This window comes from Mesorhizobium sp. B2-4-1, assembly GCF_006442185.1.
In the GTDB taxonomy this organism is placed as follows: Bacteria; Pseudomonadota; Alphaproteobacteria; order Rhizobiales; family Rhizobiaceae; genus Mesorhizobium.
The window spans coordinates 1-17755 of record NZ_VFVN01000013.1 but is presented as its reverse complement, the minus strand read 5'-3'; the positions used below and the strand labels follow the sequence as shown (position 1 = coordinate 17755).

The window sequence follows — 17755 nt, the reverse complement described above, 5'->3', positions numbered from 1 at the left end:
GTCTCACTCCCGGCCAGAGCGTTTGGGGACCTTGCGTTTCGGGAACAATTGCACCCGTCGCGACGTTCGGGACCAGAAGCAGGAGGCAACCCATGAACAACAACAAGCATCGCAAACAGCCGAGGCCAAGCGATCGCGACTTGCGCAACGATCCCGGCATCGGCGCATCCAAAGGCACCATCAAGGGTGGCGACATTCTTGACGACGACGAGGAACTCGATGGCGAAAATACTTTTCGGGGCGATGTCGAGAACGACACCACCCCGCAAGGCGGTGTGAACCCCGACCAGACCGGCCGGACGAACAAATAGAGGGAGATATCCCATGACCGGCAAGAAGACCCACGAACAGCAGGTGCAAATCATCGAGGAGCGGGTGAACACCAAGAATGCGGACAAGAATTTCAACGCCGAGGACGAACTGAAGCGGTCGAAGCAGGAAAGAACGGCTCGCCAGCAGGGCCAGTCGCTCAGGGGCGGCGACGTCGATCTGGTCGATGCCGATGACCGTGAAATGCTTCGCGGCTCGAACCAGGAATCCCGGCATCACAAACGGCCCGCGGATTGAAATAATATCCGAAGCTTGACCGTCCCTTGAAGTGGCGCGGCCCTTCATCTCGGCGCAGCCGGCAGGCTACATGGGAGGCTGCGGGAATCCGAAATTCTCGGTCGCCAGAACGAAATCTTAATGTAAATCAAGCGTAATCCCGACCGTTAAAATAATGCGTATGTGTTGGGGTTGCGCATGCCGGAATATTCTTCCTTCATACGGTCCATCCGGAGCCGTTATCTCTCAGGATTGCTGATCTTCGCGTTGGCTTCGCTGGCGATCATGCTCGCACTTGATCGCGTCAATTCCTTCCGCCACCAGATCGATGCCCTGAGCAGCAACCTTGTCATCTTTACCCGCGATCTGCGCAACGCGACCAGCTTCGCCGAGACGACGGGAACCGCCTGGCGAGCGGAGACGCGCGATGCGCTGACCGCGTCGGCGCGCGGCCATTCGGAACGCCTGACCAGCGAGATTGGGACGCTTGCGACCCAGATCGCCGCATTGCGTCCACGCCTGTCGACAAAGACGATCAACGAGCTCGAATCCGCTTCGGTCAATGGCGACCTTTTCTGGTCTCCGCGCGACATGATTCGAAACTTCAACCTGATGTCGGTGGCGCAGAAGGTCGATGAGTGGAGCTATCGCGAAATCCGCAACCAGAACGACCTGTTTGCCCAGCCGATGCTGGTCCGCGTCCGCACCGCCATGGACGACGAGCGCCATTTGGCCGATGCCTCCAGTGACCGGCTGCTGCTGTGGGCGAGCGGATTGCTGTTCGCGGTGCTCTCCATCGCCGCTTTCTGGATCTTCCGGCCGATGGAGCAAGCCATCCGCCGCGCCTTCGCCGAATCCGCCGAGTCGCTGTTCAAGGCCGAGGCGGCCGACCGCGCCAAATCGGAATTCCTCGCCAATATGAGCCACGAAATCCGCACGCCGATGAACGGCGTGCTCGGCATGGCCGAGCTGCTGGCCAAGACTGAGCTGACCGCGCGCCAGAAGACCTTCACCGACGTCATCGTCAAATCCGGCAATGCGCTGCTCACCATCATCAACGACATCCTCGATTTCTCCAAGATCAATGCCGGCCAGCTCACGCTCGACCCGGCGCCGTTCCGCCTTGCCGAGGCGGTCGAGGATGTGGCCACGCTCGTCTCCGCCCATGTCGCCGAAAAGAACCTCGAACTGATCGTGCGCGTCGACCCGCGCCTGCCGGCCTACGTCGTCGGCGACGCCGGGCGGTTCCGCCAGATTGTCACCAACCTGCTCGGCAACGCGGTGAAGTTCACCGAGAAGGGCCATGTGCTGATCGACGTCGGCGGCGAAACCGTCAATGACGTCGTCCAGCTCAAGTTGCGCGTCGAGGACACCGGCATCGGCATCCCGGCCGAAAAGTTGCAGAACGTGTTCGAAAAATTCGCCCAGGTCGACGGCTCCTCGACCCGCCGTCACGAGGGCACCGGCCTTGGTCTCGCCATCGCCGCCCGCCTCGTCGACCTGATGGCCGGCAAGATTGGCGTCGAGAGCGAGATCGGCCGCGGCTCCGTATTCTGGTTCGCGGTGCCCCTGCCCGTGCATCGTGCCGAGGCTCGCGACGAGATCGTGCCGGTCGACGTCACCGGCGCCCGCGTTCTGGTCATCGACGACAATCCGGTCAACCGCGAGATCCTGCTCGAACAGCTCAGGAGCTGGAGCTTCGACTGCGCCGCCGCCGAAAGCGGTGCGGTCGGCTTGGCTTTCCTCGACCGCGCCTGCCAGCTGGGGGCCGCCGTCGATTGCATCATCCTCGATTACCAGATGCCCGGTATGAACGGCGCCGATGTCGCGAAAGCCATCGCCGCCGACAGCCGGCTGTCGGCCATACCGGTCGTGCTCCTGACCTCGGTCGACCAGGTCGATTTCGGCAAGATGATCATTGATTTCGGCATTGCCGCGCACCTGACCAAGCCGGCGCGCTCCGCGGTCCTGCTCGGCACCGTCATCTCGGTCGTCCAGAAAGCCCGCTCGCAGGTCGGCAGGGCGCAGTTCGTTCGCGAACCCGTACCGGCGCTGCCGCAGGCGGCGCCGCCCGCCTTTACCGTCATCCGCGGCCCGGCAATGCCAGCCGTCCCCGTGCCGGAACCGACGGTCGCGCCGAATGGTCCGATCGACATCCTCATCGCCGAGGACAACGAGGTGAACCAGCTGGTGTTCGGCCAGATTCTCAACGGGTTGGGCTTGAGCTATCGTATAGCCGGCAACGGCCGCACGGCGGTCGAGATGTACCGCTCGTTGCGCCCGAGGCTGATCCTGATGGACGTCTCCATGCCGGAGATGAACGGTTACGAGGCGACCCGCGCCATCCGGGCGACGGAGGCCTCGGATGGCAGCCACATTCCGATCATCGGCGTCACCGCGCATGCGCTGAAGGGCGACCGCGACAAGTGCATCGAAGCCGGCATGGACGACTATCTGCCGAAGCCGGTTTCACCCGACCGCCTCGGCGCCAAGATCGGCACCTGGCTCAGCGAAACGGTGGTGGCGAAGACGGCATAGCTATACCGTCGACGCCTCGGACGCCGCATCCAGATGATAACGGCGCATCCAGTTGAGGCTTGTCTCGTCGGCAAGCCTTGCGACGCCGGGTCTTATATCCCCAGCATCCGGTGCCTGAACCCCCAAGGCGTCGCAAACGGACGCCAACGTTGCAACCGGATCGCTCGACAGGCGCTCATAGCCGATCCGCAGCGGGATTACCTCTTGCTCCGCGAACCACATGTTCCAGGCAGCGTCATAAGCTCCGAGCTCGGCAACCTCATCCTTGATCCGCCCGAAATCATATTGAGGTTCCCGGGGAGGCCCCACCCTTTCCAGCTCGGTTCCATCAGGAGCGACATGCCAAAGGCCGGTTTGCTGCGCCTTGACCAGCGATACGGCCTGCGCAAGCTTGTCCTCGCGTGACAGATGTATGTAGAGAACACGGCCAAACGCCCTCTCGAAACGAGCTTTATCCGAGACAAGCCCCGGGAAAATCCGGTCGAGTATCGCTGAAAGCTCATCCAGATTCTCTCGCATCAGGCGCAGGCCGAAAATACCGGTTCCACCCTTGCCGGCGGCGATGGCCGCATTGAGATAGGCGGCATTGAATTCGAGTTCGCCCATCGTGTCGCGGCCGGGCAGCCCCCACTCTTCGGCCCATTCGGGCACGTCCTGCCGCCGATAGAACGAATGAGGATCGCCCGCCGCCTTCGTGGAGGCCAGGAGCTTGCACAGCAAAGTGCTTCCGGTCCTGGGCGTGCCGCAGATAACATATGCGTCGACCATCCTGCGGCCCTCATTGCTCGTTGAAGGCAGGGCAATGCCGGCCAATCCAGGGTCGCCTATAGCCGCGGCCGTCATTTTTATCGCCCCTTCACCCGCAACGACACACCCGCTATCGGTTGCGCACCACCACGCATGCCCCGCCGACACTTTGCAATTTCTGGCAGATAGCGCCGGCGGCGGCACGGTCGTCGACCCCGATCCTGACCGCGTAGATGCCGCGCCGGCCGATCGGCGTGCGCACCCGGCTGACCACCGGATCATGCCCGGCTAGCAGGGCCGGGAAGCGGCCCCTCACCCTGAGCCACTGGTTGACCGCGGCGCTGCGGCGGAAATTGCCGGCCACCTGGATTCCCCACGGCTTTATGTTGATGGAAGCCATCGCCACCGTGCGCGACATGATCACCGGGAGCTTACGGCAGGCCGCGACGAAATCGGATTTCGCGTCGAGTGGTCGCACGCTTCCGGCATAGGCGCGGTCGGCGAACTTATCGACCGGCTCGCCCATAATGTCGAAGACATAGCTTTCGGTTTCCATCGGCAGGAAGCCGCCCGAGCCCAGCCAGCGCGAGACCCGGTTTTCGCCGGCATTGTAGGCGGCGGCCGCCAGGCCGAGATTGCCATAGCTGGTCTTCATCTCGGCGAGGTATTTCGCCGAGGCCGGGATCGCCTGGTTGATGTCGAAGGAATTGGCGAGCCCGCGCATCTTGGCGGTCCCCGGCATGAACTGGGCGATTCCTTCGGCGCCGACCGGACTGACGGCGTTGGGATCGAACCGACTTTCCTTCCAGATCAGCCGGGCGAAGAAATCCCTGGGCAGGCCGTTCTTGTCGGCATGAGCCTGGATCAGGTTGCAGACCTTGTCGATCAGCCGCTGCTTGGCCGATTGCGGCGGATCGGCCTGGGCCAAGGTGGGCCACCCGCACAGCAGGATCAGCGCCACCGGGAGGAAGCGCAGCATTCGACCTACTCTGCCGCGGCCTTGCCGCGACCAAATCGTTGTTCGATATAGTCGGCGACCATCTTTTCGAAATCCTGCGCGATCGACGGTCCGCGCAGCGTCGCCGCCTTCTTGCCGTCGACGAAAACGGGCGCCGTCGGCGTCTCGCCGGTGCCTGGCAGCGAAATGCCGATATCGGCATGTTTGGACTCGCCCGGGCCGTTGACGATGCAGCCCATCACGGCGACTTTGAGGTTCTCGACCCCTGGGTATTTCTCACGCCACGCCGGCATGTTCTTCCTGAGATCGGCCTGGATGTTCTGGGCCAGTTCCTGGAACACGGTCGAGGTTGTGCGGCCGCAGCCGGGGCAAGCGGCGACGATCGGCACGAATTGCCTGAAGCCCATGGTCTGCAGCAATTCCTGCGACACCTGCACCTCGCGCGTGCGATCGCCGTTCGGCTCCGGCGTCAGCGATATGCGGATGGTGTCGCCGATGCCTTGCTGCAACAGTATGCCCATGGCGGCGGATGAGGCGACGATGCCTTTCGAGCCCATGCCGGCCTCAGTGAGGCCGAGATGCAGCGCATGGTCGGAACGGCTGGCGAGCTCGGTGTAGACGGCGATCAGGTCCTGCACGCCGCTGACCTTGGCCGAGAGGATGATCTTGTCGCGGCGAAGGCCGATCTCCTCGGCCATCTCGGCCGAGAGGATCGCCGACTGCACGATCGCCTCGCGCGTCACTTGCTGTGCGGTCAACGGAAAGCCGCGGGCCTGGTTGTCGTCCATCAGCCGGGTCAGGAGTTCCTGGTCGAGCGAGCCCCAGTTGACGCCGATGCGCACCGGCTTGTCATGTTTGATCGCCATTTCGACGATTGCCGCGAACTGCCGGTCCTTCTTGTCCTTGAAACCGACATTGCCGGGATTGATGCGGTATTTGGCCAGCGCCTCGGCGCAGGCCGGATGATCGGCCAGGAGCTTGTGGCCAATATAGTGGAAGTCGCCGACAATCGGCACGTTGATACCGAGCCGCGCCAGCCGTTCCCGGATGCGCGGCACGGCGGCGGCGCTTTCATCGCGGTCTACGGTGATGCGCACGATCTCGGAGCCGGCGCGATGCAGCGCCGCCACCTGGGCGACCGTCTGGTCGACATCGGCGGTATCCGTATTGGTCATCGACTGCACGACGACGGGAGCACCGCCGCCAACCACCACGCCGCCCACATCGACGCCAACCGAGGTGCGGCGCGGGAAGGGGAAGGAATAATATCCGGTCATGCCGGCAGCCTTTAATCTCTGGAGCGCCGCGCGTCCACTTGGACGCACAAAAGCACGCTCCGGGCCGATGCGCTGAAGTCCGGGCATGAGGTGGAGGAGCAAAGATGGCTTGTCAATGGCGACAGGTCGCCACTGGCCGCAATCGATGCCGCCGCCGGTTGCTCGGCGCCCGACTTTTATCGCTCGCTTGCGTCGGCCAATCGGCTACCTGGCGATTGCCGGGCCCCCATCGCTTCGTCTTTCCGGGAACGAGTGCGTCATTTCCGGGGAGGAACAAGGAGAAGAGCGACGCAGCGAAGACCCCAGAATCCAAGCCCTGACCTCAGAGCGCCGCGGCAAGGCGGAATTCTGCTCCGCTGCACTCTTCGGTCAAGGGTTACGGCATAGATTAAAGGAGGGGCCCGCGCCGAGCTTCGTCCCTGCTCGTCTTGGGATCACGAAGTCGGCAGGTCTCGGCCTGGTACGGATATCTGTGATGGCCGACCTGAAACCGAAGATAAAAACCACCGGTCCGGCGGCAATTGCCGCCGGCAGGAAAGACCCGAATGGTGAGCGGTTATGTCAGTGGGGCATCAATGCGTCGTGGGTTTGGCCCTCAGTTTTTCAATCTCGTCCTTGATTGCCAGCTTGCGTCGCTTGAGATTCACGATTTCGAGGTCGTCCACCGACGGGTGATTCATCGCGTCATCGAGCTCGCGTTCGATGTCGCCGTGTTTCCGCTGCAACTCATCAAGATGGGATGCAAGAGACATGATTGGTTCTCCCTTTCATGGTTTCCTCGATTGCAGCCGCCAAAGGCGCGTCCACCGCAGGCTCGCTCTGTGACGGCACAATGACAGTGTGCCACCTTCGCGCAGCGATGTCGAATGATCCGTGGTAGCATTCCACGACAACGTGAAATGTGATATGGGCTGCGCGCCGGTGGCAGAGAGTGCCACCCCCCGCCCAATCAGGCCCAGCTTTGGGCGCCGCAGACGTGCAGACGGTAGAGAATGTCCGATCAGGAACAGGCCGATATTCGCCTCGAATTTTCCCGGCTGAAGCAGGAACACGCCGATTTCGACGCCGCGATCAATGCGATGATCGCCATGAACTGCGACCCGCTGCAGATCCAGCGCATGAAGAAGAAGAAGCTTGCGCTGAAGGATCGGCTGATGAAGCTGGAAGACAGGATCATCCCGGACATCATCGCCTGACTTCAGGTCCAGGCCGCGATCGAAAGCCGCGCCGCGCGTTCGCGCAACAGGGCCAGGAGTTCGCCTGTCTTCTCCTGCGATGTGTCGATGGGCACCACTAGGCACATCGTCGCCTCGACGGTGCCGGGTGCTGAAAACACCGGCGCGGCGAGGCATTTCGTATAGGCGTCGACGAGCCCCGAAGTGATGCAATAGCCGGTGGCTCGCGCCGTCGCTATGTCGGCGATGAAATCGTCCAGCCGCAATCTGCGGCCATCGGGCAGCATAAGGTCGTCTTCCGATATCATGGCTTCGATCCGGGCCTGTTCGAGGCCGGCGAGCAGCAGCCTGCCTGACGCGGTCCAGGGCAGCGGAATCTGCAATCCGGTGGCGGAGCTGATGCGGAACGGCCGGGTGCCCGGGCTCGAGTGGACGATCGTGTAGCGGCCGCTCTGCAGCATGCACAGTTCGGAGGTCTCACCGGTCTCGCGCGACAGGTTGTCGACCTCCTGGCGTCCTCGCCTCAAGAGGTCGTTGCCGCGCACATAATCCATTCCATAGAGATAGAGCTTCTTACCGAAATAGACGCGGTTGCCGTCGCCGGCCATCTCCAGGAGGCCCGCATCGACCAGCGATCGCACCAGTGTGTAGGTGGTCGAACGCGGCGCGTTGACCCCCTTGGCGAGGTCGCCGATACCGATGGCGCGCTGCGTCGAATGAAGGAACTCCAGAATCTCGAGCACCCGGTTGAGGCCCTTCTCCCGAGAGACCGAAATCTTTGCGTCCGCTGAGACCGCCAAGGCGCTGCCATCTTGCATTGTCGATTCCTGATGTTAGTATCTGTCTTGTACAGGATACACTAGTCCCTTGTAAGAGACAATTTCTGTAACGATCCGGGTGCGCGTATTGCCTGTGCGTAGGGGAACACAACACGAAAGGAGGTCGCTGTGGACGACACATCCAAAAGGCGTGATTTTCTGAAACTGGGTATGGCCGGACTGGCAACGGCCGGCGTCATGAGCGCGGCGGCAACGGTCGACGTCCAGAAGGCGGCGGCGCAGGCTGCGCCCGATAGCCTGCTACGCACCGTGCTGGAGCGCGGCAAATTGATTGTCGGCACCGGAAGCACCAATGCGCCATGGCATTTCGAGAACGATGCCGGCGAACTCGTCGGCATGGACATCACCATGGGGCGCATCCTGGCAAAGGGCTTGTTCGATGACCCGGCCAAGGTCGAGTTCGTCATGCAGGACCCGGCGCAGCGCATTCCGAACGTGACGACGAACAAGGTCGACATCACCATCCAGTTCATGACCATGACCGCGCAGCGCTCGCAGCTGATCAACTTCTCCAGGCCTTACTACGTCGAGGGCGTCGCCTTGCTGACTTTGCCCGGCGCCGAGAACAAGACCTTCGACAAGCTGCTTGCCGCAGGCTCCGCGACGCGCGTTTCCATCCTGCAGAATGTCGACGCCGAATCTTCGGTGCATTTTGCCTTGCCGGAGGCGCAGGTGATGCAGATCGATACACAGGCCAACGTGCTGCAGGCATTGGAATCCAAGCGTGCCGATGCCGCTGCCGTCGACCTCTCCACCGTGCGCTGGCTCGCCTCGCGCAATCCGGACAAATACTTCGATGCCGGCAAGAGCTGGTACTCGATGCTTTATGGCGCGGCGCTCCGGCAAGGCGATCTCGATTGGCTGACCTTCGTCAACCAGACCTTCACCATCGCCATGTTCGGCCATGAAACGGCGCTCTATGACGCCGCGTTCAAGGACTATTTCGGGCAGGAGCCGCCGGCGCGCCACCCCGGCTTCCCGGTTATCTGACGTCATCGGCGGAACGGCGCCGACCCTTCCGCCTTTTTTCCTGGCGACGCGGCCAGCTTTGCGTCACATCGGGAGCACTGAGGCCGACGCATGGGTTATGCGCTCAATTTCAACCTGATCTGGCGGCATTTCGACAAGCTGTGGGGCGGTCTGCTGCTCAGCCTGGAGCTCGCCGTCATCTCGATCGCCATCGGCATCGTCATCGGCCTGGTCCTGGCGGTCTGGTACGTGTCGGCCGGACGCATGGTGCGCGGCATCATTGCCGCCTATGTCGAATTCATCCGAAACGTGCCGCTGATCCTGCTCGTCTATCTCGTCTTCTACGGTCTGCCGACCGTGGTCGACATCGCCTACAGCGCGCAAACCTCGTTCGTCGCCACGCTGGCGCTCTACAGCGGCGCCTATCTGGTCGAGGTGTTCCGCTCCGGTCTCGAAGCGGTGCCGCGCGGCCAGCTAGACGCCGGCAAGGCGATCGGCCTGACGCCCTGGCAAAGGCTGCTCCATGTGCGCCTGCCGACCATGCTGCGCATCACGCTGCCGGCGCTTTCCAACACTTTCATATCGCTGTTCAAGGACACCTCCGTCGCTTCGGTCATCTCGGTGCCCGAACTGACCTTCGGCGCGCAATGGATCAACTTCAACACCTTCCGCATCGTCGAGGTCTATCTCGTCGTGACGGCGATGTATCTGCTGACCGGCTACGCCCTGCTTTACGCGCTCCGGCTCGTCGAACGCTGGTTCAAGGTGGTGCACTAGCATGCTTGGCCAGATCGCCTACGCCTTGCCTTTCCTGGCTCAGGGTTTTGCGCTGACGCTTTGGGTGTCGCTGCTGGTCGTGACGTTCTCGCTCGTCGCCGGTGTCGTCCTTGGCGTCGGCCTGGTCTATGGCCCGGCGCCGGCGCGCTGGGCGGTGCGCATCTTCAGCGACACTATTCGCGGCATACCGATCCTGGTGCTCATCTTCTTCGTCTACTACGGGATGCCGGCCGTCGGGCTTCACCTGCCGTCCTTCTGGGCTGCCGTGCTGGCGCTGACCTTGTTCAAGACAGCCCAGGTCGTCGAATATCTCCGGGGCGCCGTCGGCTCCATCCCGAAGGGACAATCGGAGGCGGCAATGGCGATCGGCCTGACCTTCCGCCAGCGGCTGGCCCATGTCATCTTTCCGCAAGCGTTCAGGCGTTTCCTGCCGCCCTGGATCAATGGCGTCACCGACGCGGTCAAGGGCAGCGCGCTGGTCTCGCTGCTCGGCATCACCGATCTCATGCAGGCCATCAACCAGGTCATCGGCCGCACCTATGAGGCCATGCCGCTCTACATCCTTGGCGCCCTCATCTACTTCGCCGTCAACTATGCGCTTTCGCTTGCCAGCAGGCGGCTGGAGCGGCGTTTCTCCTTCATCCGGGAATAGCAATGTCCACAAGCTCGAACGATGCCCCGGCCCTTCTCGACATCCGCGATGTGTCCAAATCCTTTGGCGCCGTCCAGGTCCTGCGCTCGGTCAGCCTGCGCGTGGCGCGCGGCGAGGTGGTGACGGTCATCGGGCCCTCGGGCAGCGGCAAGACCACGCTGCTGCGCTGCGTCAACTTCCTGGAGAGCTATGACAGCGGGTCCATCCGCATCGACGGCAAGGAGGTCGGCTTCCGCGAAACCGGAGCCCGCCAGCGCCGCAGCGAACGCGACCTTGCCGCGATGCGCGCCGAGACCGGCATGGTGTTCCAGAGCTTCAACCTGTTTCCGCATCTCACCGCCGCCGGCAACATCATGCTCGGCCTCACCAAGGTGCGCGGCAAAAGCACAGCGGAGGCGCGCACGATTGCCGAACACTGGCTCGGCCGCGTCGGTCTTGCCCATAAGGCCGACAGCCTGCCGGCGGAGCTCTCCGGCGGCCAGCAGCAGCGCGTCGGAATTGCGCGCGCCGTGGCCATGGGGCCGAAAATCCTGCTGCTCGACGAGATAACCTCCGCCCTCGATCCGGAACTCGTCGGCGAGGTGCTTGAAGTGGTGCGCAGCCTCGCCGAGGACGGCATGACGATGGTGATGGTCACGCATGAGATGGCCTTTGCCCGCGACGCCTCGAGCCGCATCGTCTTCATGGCCGATGGCGGCGTCGGCGCGGTCGGCCCGCCGAAGGAGATTCTCGCAGCAGACGCCGAGAATGAGCGTCTGCGCAATTTCCTGGCGCGCTTCCGCGCCTCGCATTTCTGACATTGGATGGTTGACACCATCCCAAGGAGCCTTCTTCCATGACGCCTTACACCAGGCTCGCCGAACTCGGCCTCACATTGCCCGAGCCGCCGACGCCCATCGCCAACTTCGTTACCCATGCCGAGAGCGGCCGGCTGATCTTCCTGTCCGGCCAGGGACCGCTGCGGGCCGACGGCTCGCTCTGCACCGGGAAGGTGGGCGAGGATGTGACGGTGGAGGAGGCTTATCAGCATGCCCGCCTCACCGGCCTCAACCTGCTTGCCGTCATGCATGCTGCCGCCGGCGATCTCGGCCGCGTCGTGCGTGTCGTCAAGCTGCTCGGCTTCGTCAATGCCACGCCGACTTTCAGCGACCACCCCAAAGTGGTGAATGGCTGCTCCGATCTTTTCGCCGACGTTTTCACCACGATCGGCGGGCATGCCCGCTCGGCGATCGGCGTCGGCTCCTTGCCCGGAAACATCACCGTCGAAATCGAAGCGGTCGTCGAGATCGCTGCCTGATCTGTCATCCACGGGATTGCTCACATGAAAACCTATTCCGACACCGGCTCCAACACCACGATCCGCGAACGGCTCGGCCTTCGTCCGATCATCAACGTCTCCGGCACGATGACGGCGCTCGGCGCGTCGATCATCGTGCCTGAAGCGATCAGCGCCATGTCGGAAATGGCATCGCAATGGGTGGAGATGGACGATCTGCAGCGCGCCGCAAGCGCCGTCGTCGCGCGCCTCACCGGCGGCGAGGCCGGCTTCATCACCGCCTGCTGCGCCAGCGGCATCACCATGGCGATCGCCGGCGCGATGACGGGAACCAACCTGCTCGCCATCGAACGCCTGCCGGACGACACCGGCGACCTCAAGTCAGAGGTGATCATCCAGCTTGGCCACATCGTCAACTACGGCGCCCCGATCGACCAGTCGGTCCGCGTCGCCGGCGCCAAGGTGGTGCCCGCCGGCACGGTCAGCGTCACGCAGGACTATCATGTGCGCGACGCGATCAACGAGCGAACGGCGGCAGGGCTCTATGTCGTCGCGCATCACACGGTTCAATACGGCATGCTGTCGCTGGAGGAGTTCTGCGAAATCTGCCACGCCAAGGGCGTGCCGGTGATCGTCGACGCGGCTTCCGAATATGACCTGCGCGGCTTCCTGGCGCGTGGCGCCGACATCGTCATCTACAGCGGCCACAAATTCCTGAGCGGCCCGACCAGCGGCATCGTCACCGGACGCAAGGATCTGGTGCGCGCCGCCTATCTGCAGAACCGCGGCGTCGCCCGCGCCATGAAGGTCGGCAAGGAAAGCATCGCCGGCACCATGGCCGCGCTCGAGGCATGGGAGAAGCGCGACCACGCCGGCATCCGCCGGCGCGAAGAGGCCGCCCTCAACCTTTGGAAGGATGCTCTGCAGGGTATCCCGGGCATTGGCGCGGAGATCATTCCCGACCCGACCTCCAACCCGCTCGACCGCCTGCAGGTCTTCGTGCTGCCGGAAAGCCGCTTCACCGCCGCCGGCCTTGCCTCGGCGCTTGCCGGTGGATCGCCGCCCATCATCGTGCGCAATCACGAGGTCGAACGCGGCCATTTCTTCCTCGACCCCTGCAATCTTCATCCCGGAGAGGCGGAAATCGTCGCCGAACGGCTGCGCGCCCTGTTGACCGCGAAGGACCGGCCCGCCGACGCCATGAAGATTGCTCGCAAGGTCTCTTCCGGCGCCTTGCGCTGGCCGGATTGAGCACCAAGCGGACCAACGAACCCAAAGCACCGGCTGATCACGTAACCGTGAACAGCCGGATGCGTACGCGGCGGGAATAAATCTCGGCCGCAACGGGTCTCCTCGACATAGGCCGCCACAGGCGTTGAGGAGATCCGCATGTCCGTCATCATGAACACGACAGCGAACATGGCCGCGGCGTCGGCGGCCGCCATGTGCTGGAGCGCATGACCTCAACCGGCCTCTCTCCCATGATGCACGGCTTTCCCATTGCGCTTGACACTGGTGACGCAGATGAATTCACTTTCGCCACGGCAGGCGGCTTTGCCTGTTGCCGAGGGTTTCGCCCGCACGGGCGGGGCGAGACCGCCGGTATTGCTTGAAAGCGCACGGCCTGTTCCTCGTGGAGTATCGGATGGTGCTGCTTTGAGCGAGAAGGCCGGAGCCGAGCGCTTCAGCGAGGTGGTGCTGCCTCATCTCGGTGACGCGCTGGCGCTTGCCCGCTGGTTGACCGGCAATGGCGCCGATGCCGAGGACGTCGTGCAGGACGCCTGCATAAAGGCGCATGCGGGCATATCAGGCTATGCCGGCGGCAATGCCCGCGCCTGGCTGCTGACCATCGTGCGCAACACCGCCTATACCTGGATGTCGCGCAACCGGCCGCGCGGCATGTTGGCCGTCGGTGATCTCGGCGATCTCGACGAGATGGCGGCGGCACACGGCATCAGCGTGCCGGACGAATATGGTCCGGAGGCAAGCCTGATCGCCAAGGCCGACACGGTGGCGCTTGAAACGGCGATAGCAGCCCTGCCGCAGCCGTTTCGCGAGACGCTTGTGCTGCGCGACATCAGCGGCCTCAGCTATCGCGAGATAGCGGCCATGCTCGGCGTGCCGATGGGCACGGTGATGTCCAGGCTGGCCCGCGCGCGGAGCCTGCTTATGTCTGACCTGGGGAGAGCGCCATGACCATGCATGACGATGGACTGCCCAATGATCCGGAAGGCATCAGGCTGATGATCCACGCCCTAGTCGATGGCGAACTTGATGCAGCGGCCGCGCTTGCGGTGGAGCGGCGCATTGCGCCCGATCCGCGGCTTGCCTCAGAGCATGCCCGCATCGTGGCCTTGCGGGGCGCGGTCAGCCGCCTGCCGCGCCCAGATGTCGGCGACGCCTTTCGCGCGCGCATCGCGGCCATTGGCACTGCGGCCACCGCGCAGCCGGAGTCAGGCGAAACGGCCAAGCCGCAGCAGGGCCGGCCGGCGCTCCCGGGGGTGCTTGCCCCGGGCGGGAGAGGCCAGAGGCGAAACGCCGATACGCGGCTGTCGCCAAGTCGAGCGCGCCGCTTCGGTTCGTTCGACTGGCGCGCTCTTGCCGCCTCGATCATGATCAGCGCGGTGCTGGCCAGCGGGGCAACGCAATGGGTGATGGTCAACGGCGCGTCCGACAGCTTCGCCGCGGCGGTCGCCAGCGGCCATCGCCGCAGCCTGCTTGCCGCCAGCCCGATCGACATCGTCTCGTCGGATCGCCATACGGTAAAACCCTGGCTCGACGCCCGGATCGGCGTGTCGCCGCCGGCACCGGACCTTGCCAAGGACGGTTTTGCGCTGATCGGCGGCCGGGTCGAGGTGATTTCCGGCCGCCCGGTGCCGGCACTTGTCTACCGCCACCGCGAGCATCTGATCACGCTGGTCGCCGAACCGCAGCAGGGCGGCAAGGTCAGCGAGCCTGACGATCTTTCCTCGGGCGGCTTTTCGCTGGTGCAGTGGAGCGACGGCGCCTTCTCCTACTGGGCGATCTCCGACATGGAGCGGCCCGAACTCGACGATTTCGTCGCCCGCTTCCGCAAGGCTGCGGCATAGGCCGATTTCCCGGCCGGACACCGGCAATGCCCCGCATCCTTGCCGCCGCCGCCGAATTCCGCTAAGGCGCGCCTTTGTCGCCGGGAGCAGAAGCTTGAACGATCAACGCGCCGACGTCGCCATTATCATGGGCAGCCAGTCCGACTGGGCGACCATGCGCCATGCCGCCGAGACACTGGAGGCGCTTGGCATCCCGCACAAACGGCTGATCGTCTCGGCGCACCGCACTCCCGACCGGCTCTACGCCTTCGCAAAGGGCGCCAAGGCCGCCGGCTACAAGGTCATCATCGCCGGTGCCGGCGGTGCGGCGCACCTGCCCGGCATGACGGCGGCGATGACACCGCTGCCGGTGTTCGGCGTGCCGGTGGAATCCAAGGCCCTGTCGGGACAGGATTCGCTGCTGTCCATCGTCCAGATGCCGGCCGGCATTCCGGTGGGGACGCTGGCCATCGGCAAGGCCGGTGCGGCCAATGCGGCTCTGTTGGCCGCCGCCGTGCTGGCGCTCAACGACGACAAGCTTGCCGGGCGGCTCGATGCCTGGCGCGCCTCGCAGACCGCCAAGGTCGCGGCCGAACCCACGGACACGCCGTGAGCCTGCCCGCCGGATCGACCATTGGCATCATCGGCGGCGGCCAGCTCGGCCGCATGCTGGCAATGGCGGCCGCTCGCCTCGGCTACCGCACCGTGGTGCTGGAGCCGCAGCCGGATTGCCCCGCGGCACAGGTCGCCAACCGTCAGGTCACGGCCGCCTACGATGATCCCGCCGCGCTTGCCGAATTGGCCGAGGCAAGTGCCGTCGTCACCTATGAATTCGAGAACGTTCCGGTTGCCGCCGCCGAGGCGCTCGCCGCAAAGGTGCCGGTCTATCCGCCTGCGCGCGCGCTTGATGTGGCGCAGGACCGGGTGACCGAAAAGACATTTCTCAACGGCATCGGCATTGCCACGGCGGATTTCCGCGCGGTCGACAATGACGGCGAGCTGACCGCAGCGCTGAAATCCTTTGGCGGCAGCGGCATATTGAAGACGCGGCGCATGGGCTATGACGGCAAGGGCCAGCGCGTCTTCCGTGACATGCAAGCCGGCGGTTTCGCCGGCACCTGCGAGGCCATGGGCAGCGTGCCGCTGGTCCTCGAGGCCTTCGTTTCCTTTGAGCGCGAAGTCTCCGTCATCGCCGCGCGCGGCATCGATGGCGTCGTCGCCGCCTACGATCCGGCCGAGAACGTCCACCGCAACGGCATTCTCCACACATCGACCGTGCCGGCCGCGATCGCGCCCCGGACAGCCGAGGCGGCCCGGACAGCGGCGGTGAAGATCCTGTCGGCGCTCGACTATGTCGGCGTCATCGGCGTCGAGTTCTTCGTGCTGGCCGATGGCTCGCTGCTGGCCAACGAGATCGCGCCGCGCGTCCACAATTCAGGCCACTGGACGGAAGCCGCCTGCACCGTTTCGCAGTTCGAGCAGCATATCCGCGCCGTGGCCGGCCTGCCGCTCGGCGACCCGCGACACCATTCCGACTGCGTGATGGAGAACCTGATCGGCGACAATATCTCGCGCGTTCCGGAATTGCTGGCGGAGCCCGACCTGATGCTGCATCTCTACGGCAAGGCCGCAGCGCGGCCCGGCCGCAAGATGGGCCATTTCACCCGGATCAGCCGCCGCGCCTGACAGCAATCTCGACGCCGCGAGCTACCGGGCAGGAAAACTCGGCGCATGGCGTTCTCAAGTCACGTGGCGACCACCACATCATACCAGCCGGTGCCGAGCCATTGGCCGATTGCGGATATTTGACAACACCGGGCATTCATCTCCGCTACCGGGCATGCTTGCGGTTGACACGGACAAGGCTCCTCGTTTATGAGCCACCCACAGTTCAAAGGCGCGTCTTCTGGCGCGCCTTAAAATTTCGACCCGGACCGGGTCCACACCGACAGGCAAGACCATGAAGATCAAGAATTCGCTCAAGGCGCTGAAGGCGCGTCATCGCGACAACCGTCTGGTTCGCCGCAAGGGCCGCGTCTACATCATCAACAAGACCGCCCCCCGCTATAAGGCGCGCCAGGGCTGAGCTTCGTCGCGAGGCTTTTGCCTCCGCAGTTGGTGTTTATCGTCGGTCCGCCGGCCGTTCACGCTAAAATCAGTTTGACGTTCCGCCGCCCGGGACTAGATTCGGGCGATGCGGATTCTTTTTGCATTTTTGACGGTCCTTCTCTTTTGCAGCGCCATCTCGTTGCCGGCGCGGGCCGATGATCGGGCGGTGGTGCAAGCGGCCCCGGAGCCGGCGCCTCCGGATGCCCAGCCAGTGCCGCAAGCCGCGCCTCCCGCAATGAACAGGGAAGCCCGCCTCGACAAGCTGTTTGCCGATCTCAAACGCGAGCGCAACGAAAAGGCGGCAGAGCGTATCGCCGGCATCATCTGGAGCGAATGGTCCCAGTCGGGCAGCGCCTCGATCGACCTGATGATGCAATGGTCGCAGAAGGCGCTCGAGAACCAGAAATTCGACGTAGCGCTCGATTTCCTCGACCAGGTGGTCACCTTGCAGCCGGCCTATGCCGAGGGCTGGAACCGGCGCGCCACGGTGCATTTCATGATGAAGAACTACGGCAAGTCGATGTCCGACATCGACCATACGTTGCAACTCGAACCACGCCATTTCGGCGCGCTGTCGGGCCTGGCACAGATCATGACCGTGACCGGACGCAAGCAATCGGCGCTCGAGGCTTGGCAGAAGGTCCTTGCCATCTATCCGATGCTGCGCAGCGCCCAGGATCAAGTCGGTACGCTTTCGGAAGAACTCGCCGGCGAAGGCATTTGATATTTAAGGCAGTAGGGGAATAAGGCAGTAAGGCAGTAGGAAAGAGATCGCCCGGAAATACTCCCCTACTCCCCTATTCCCCTATTCCCCTATTCCCCTA

Annotated in this window: 21 protein-coding genes; 16 read left to right on the top strand and 5 right to left on the bottom strand. The window is 63.9% G+C overall.

Annotated features, from left to right (window positions below; translation table 11 throughout):
- Positions 1 to 92: 92 nt before the first annotated feature.
- From FJ949_RS26010 to FJ949_RS26000, 3 genes are all read left to right on the top strand, one after another.
- Positions 93 to 311 (top strand): hypothetical protein, encoded by a 219-nt coding sequence (locus FJ949_RS26010; protein WP_140500497.1) that lies wholly within the window; start codon positions 93 to 95, stop codon positions 309 to 311.
- A 13-nt stretch (positions 312 to 324) separates the two neighbouring features.
- Positions 325 to 567: a hypothetical protein gene (locus tag FJ949_RS26005; RefSeq protein WP_140500496.1), complete on the top strand. Its 243-nt coding sequence runs from the start codon at positions 325 to 327 to the stop codon at positions 565 to 567.
- Between the two features lie 177 nt (positions 568 to 744).
- Positions 745 to 3084: a response regulator gene (locus tag FJ949_RS26000; RefSeq protein WP_140500494.1), complete on the top strand. Its 2340-nt coding sequence runs from the start codon at positions 745 to 747 to the stop codon at positions 3082 to 3084.
- On the opposite strand, the gene FJ949_RS25995 is transcribed toward FJ949_RS26000, so the two are convergent.
- From FJ949_RS25995 to FJ949_RS25980, 4 genes are all read right to left on the bottom strand, one after another.
- Entirely contained in the window at positions 3085 to 3897 is an 813-nt protein-coding gene (locus FJ949_RS25995; RefSeq protein ID WP_224647095.1) for a Stf0 family sulfotransferase, read from the bottom strand.
- Positions 3898 to 3961: 64 nt separating this feature from the next.
- A complete protein-coding gene (locus FJ949_RS25990) occupies positions 3962 to 4810 on the bottom strand; it encodes a lytic transglycosylase domain-containing protein (RefSeq protein WP_140500492.1) in 849 nt (282 codons plus the stop codon).
- A gap of 5 nt (positions 4811 to 4815) precedes the next feature.
- Positions 4816 to 6066: a flavodoxin-dependent (E)-4-hydroxy-3-methylbut-2-enyl-diphosphate synthase gene (gene ispG, locus FJ949_RS25985; protein ID WP_140500491.1), complete on the bottom strand. Its 1251-nt coding sequence runs from the start codon at positions 6064 to 6066 to the stop codon at positions 4816 to 4818.
- Positions 6067 to 6638: 572 nt separating this feature from the next.
- The gene (locus FJ949_RS25980) at positions 6639 to 6818 is read right to left on the bottom strand and encodes a YdcH family protein (protein WP_097571999.1); all 180 of its coding nucleotides are present in this window, start codon (positions 6816 to 6818) and stop codon (positions 6639 to 6641) included.
- A gap of 240 nt (positions 6819 to 7058) precedes the next feature.
- Here FJ949_RS25980 and FJ949_RS25975 point away from each other — a divergent pair, with 240 nt between their 5' ends.
- Positions 7059 to 7262 carry a YdcH family protein gene (locus tag FJ949_RS25975; protein ID WP_140500489.1) on the top strand — a complete coding sequence of 68 codons (204 nt, stop codon included), beginning with the start codon at positions 7059 to 7061 and terminating at the stop codon, positions 7260 to 7262.
- Between the two features lie 2 nt (positions 7263 to 7264).
- Here FJ949_RS25975 and FJ949_RS25970 read toward each other — a convergent pair whose 3' ends face one another.
- On the bottom strand, positions 7265 to 8059 hold the full coding sequence (locus FJ949_RS25970) for an IclR family transcriptional regulator (protein WP_140500488.1): 795 nt from the start codon (positions 8057 to 8059) through the stop codon (positions 7265 to 7267).
- A gap of 129 nt (positions 8060 to 8188) precedes the next feature.
- Between FJ949_RS25970 and FJ949_RS25965 the strand changes: the two genes are divergently transcribed.
- From FJ949_RS25965 to FJ949_RS25910, 12 genes are all read left to right on the top strand, one after another.
- Positions 8189 to 9070, top strand: coding sequence for a transporter substrate-binding domain-containing protein (locus FJ949_RS25965; RefSeq protein ID WP_140500486.1), 882 nt, complete (start codon positions 8189 to 8191; stop codon positions 9068 to 9070).
- A gap of 90 nt (positions 9071 to 9160) precedes the next feature.
- Positions 9161 to 9826, top strand: a complete 666-nt coding sequence (locus tag FJ949_RS25960; RefSeq protein ID WP_140500485.1) for an amino acid ABC transporter permease — start codon at positions 9161 to 9163, stop codon at positions 9824 to 9826.
- Position 9827: 1 nt separating this feature from the next.
- A complete protein-coding gene (locus FJ949_RS25955; RefSeq protein WP_140500483.1) occupies positions 9828 to 10478 on the top strand; it encodes an amino acid ABC transporter permease in 651 nt (216 codons plus the stop codon).
- A gap of 2 nt (positions 10479 to 10480) precedes the next feature.
- On the top strand, positions 10481 to 11275 hold the full coding sequence (locus FJ949_RS25950) for an amino acid ABC transporter ATP-binding protein (protein WP_140500481.1): 795 nt from the start codon (positions 10481 to 10483) through the stop codon (positions 11273 to 11275).
- A gap of 38 nt (positions 11276 to 11313) precedes the next feature.
- On the top strand, positions 11314 to 11775 hold the full coding sequence (locus FJ949_RS25945; protein WP_140500480.1) for a RidA family protein: 462 nt from the start codon (positions 11314 to 11316) through the stop codon (positions 11773 to 11775).
- 24 nt (positions 11776 to 11799) lie between these two features.
- Positions 11800 to 13005, top strand: a complete 1206-nt coding sequence (locus FJ949_RS25940) for an aminotransferase class V-fold PLP-dependent enzyme (protein ID WP_140500478.1) — start codon at positions 11800 to 11802, stop codon at positions 13003 to 13005.
- Positions 13006 to 13410: 405 nt separating this feature from the next.
- The gene (locus FJ949_RS25935) at positions 13411 to 13950 is read left to right on the top strand and encodes a sigma-70 family RNA polymerase sigma factor (RefSeq protein ID WP_140500476.1); all 540 of its coding nucleotides are present in this window, start codon (positions 13411 to 13413) and stop codon (positions 13948 to 13950) included.
- Positions 13947 to 14843, top strand: coding sequence for an anti-sigma factor (locus tag FJ949_RS25930; RefSeq protein WP_140500474.1), 897 nt, complete (start codon positions 13947 to 13949; stop codon positions 14841 to 14843). Before FJ949_RS25935 ends, FJ949_RS25930 begins: the two co-directional genes overlap by 4 nt.
- A gap of 94 nt (positions 14844 to 14937) precedes the next feature.
- Positions 14938 to 15435 (top strand): 5-(carboxyamino)imidazole ribonucleotide mutase, encoded by a 498-nt coding sequence (purE, locus tag FJ949_RS25925; RefSeq protein ID WP_140500472.1) that lies wholly within the window; start codon positions 14938 to 14940, stop codon positions 15433 to 15435.
- Positions 15432 to 16508, top strand: coding sequence for a 5-(carboxyamino)imidazole ribonucleotide synthase (locus FJ949_RS25920; RefSeq protein WP_140500470.1), 1077 nt, complete (start codon positions 15432 to 15434; stop codon positions 16506 to 16508). The genes purE and FJ949_RS25920 overlap by 4 nt, the downstream gene beginning before the upstream one ends.
- A gap of 274 nt (positions 16509 to 16782) precedes the next feature.
- On the top strand, positions 16783 to 16908 hold the full coding sequence (gene ykgO, locus FJ949_RS25915; RefSeq protein ID WP_125004464.1) for a type B 50S ribosomal protein L36: 126 nt from the start codon (positions 16783 to 16785) through the stop codon (positions 16906 to 16908).
- 108 nt (positions 16909 to 17016) lie between these two features.
- Complete coding sequence (locus FJ949_RS25910) at positions 17017 to 17655, top strand: hypothetical protein (protein ID WP_140500468.1); 639 nt, start codon at positions 17017 to 17019, stop codon at positions 17653 to 17655.
- Positions 17656 to 17755: the final 100 nt, after the last annotated feature.

Bases quoted from the DNA above. Each gene is read 5' to 3' on its own strand.
- FJ949_RS26000 (WP_140500494.1), top strand. From the start codon at position 745: ATGCCGGAATATTCTTCCTTCATACGGTCCATCCGGAGCCGTTATCTC.
- FJ949_RS25945 (WP_140500480.1), top strand. From the start codon at position 11,314: ATGACGCCTTACACCAGGCTCGCCGAACTCGGCCTCACATTGCCCGAG.
- FJ949_RS25975 (WP_140500489.1), top strand. From the start codon at position 7,059: ATGTCCGATCAGGAACAGGCCGATATTCGCCTCGAATTTTCCCGGCTG.
- FJ949_RS25910 (WP_140500468.1), top strand. From the start codon at position 17,017: ATGCGGATTCTTTTTGCATTTTTGACGGTCCTTCTCTTTTGCAGCGCC.
- FJ949_RS26005 (WP_140500496.1), top strand. From the start codon at position 325: ATGACCGGCAAGAAGACCCACGAACAGCAGGTGCAAATCATCGAGGAG.
- FJ949_RS25980 (WP_097571999.1), bottom strand. From the start codon at position 6,818: ATGTCTCTTGCATCCCATCTTGATGAGTTGCAGCGGAAACACGGCGAC.
- FJ949_RS25990 (WP_140500492.1), bottom strand. From the start codon at position 4,810: ATGCTGCGCTTCCTCCCGGTGGCGCTGATCCTGCTGTGCGGGTGGCCC.
- FJ949_RS25940 (WP_140500478.1), top strand. From the start codon at position 11,800: ATGAAAACCTATTCCGACACCGGCTCCAACACCACGATCCGCGAACGG.
- ispG (WP_140500491.1), bottom strand. From the start codon at position 6,066: ATGACCGGATATTATTCCTTCCCCTTCCCGCGCCGCACCTCGGTTGGC.
- FJ949_RS25955 (WP_140500483.1), top strand. From the start codon at position 9,828: ATGCTTGGCCAGATCGCCTACGCCTTGCCTTTCCTGGCTCAGGGTTTT.
- FJ949_RS25960 (WP_140500485.1), top strand. From the start codon at position 9,161: ATGGGTTATGCGCTCAATTTCAACCTGATCTGGCGGCATTTCGACAAG.
- ykgO (WP_125004464.1), top strand. From the start codon at position 16,783: ATGAAGATCAAGAATTCGCTCAAGGCGCTGAAGGCGCGTCATCGCGAC.
- FJ949_RS25950 (WP_140500481.1), top strand. From the start codon at position 10,481: ATGTCCACAAGCTCGAACGATGCCCCGGCCCTTCTCGACATCCGCGAT.
- FJ949_RS25930 (WP_140500474.1), top strand. From the start codon at position 13,947: ATGACCATGCATGACGATGGACTGCCCAATGATCCGGAAGGCATCAGG.
- FJ949_RS25970 (WP_140500488.1), bottom strand. From the start codon at position 8,059: ATGCAAGATGGCAGCGCCTTGGCGGTCTCAGCGGACGCAAAGATTTCG.
- FJ949_RS26010 (WP_140500497.1), top strand. From the start codon at position 93: ATGAACAACAACAAGCATCGCAAACAGCCGAGGCCAAGCGATCGCGAC.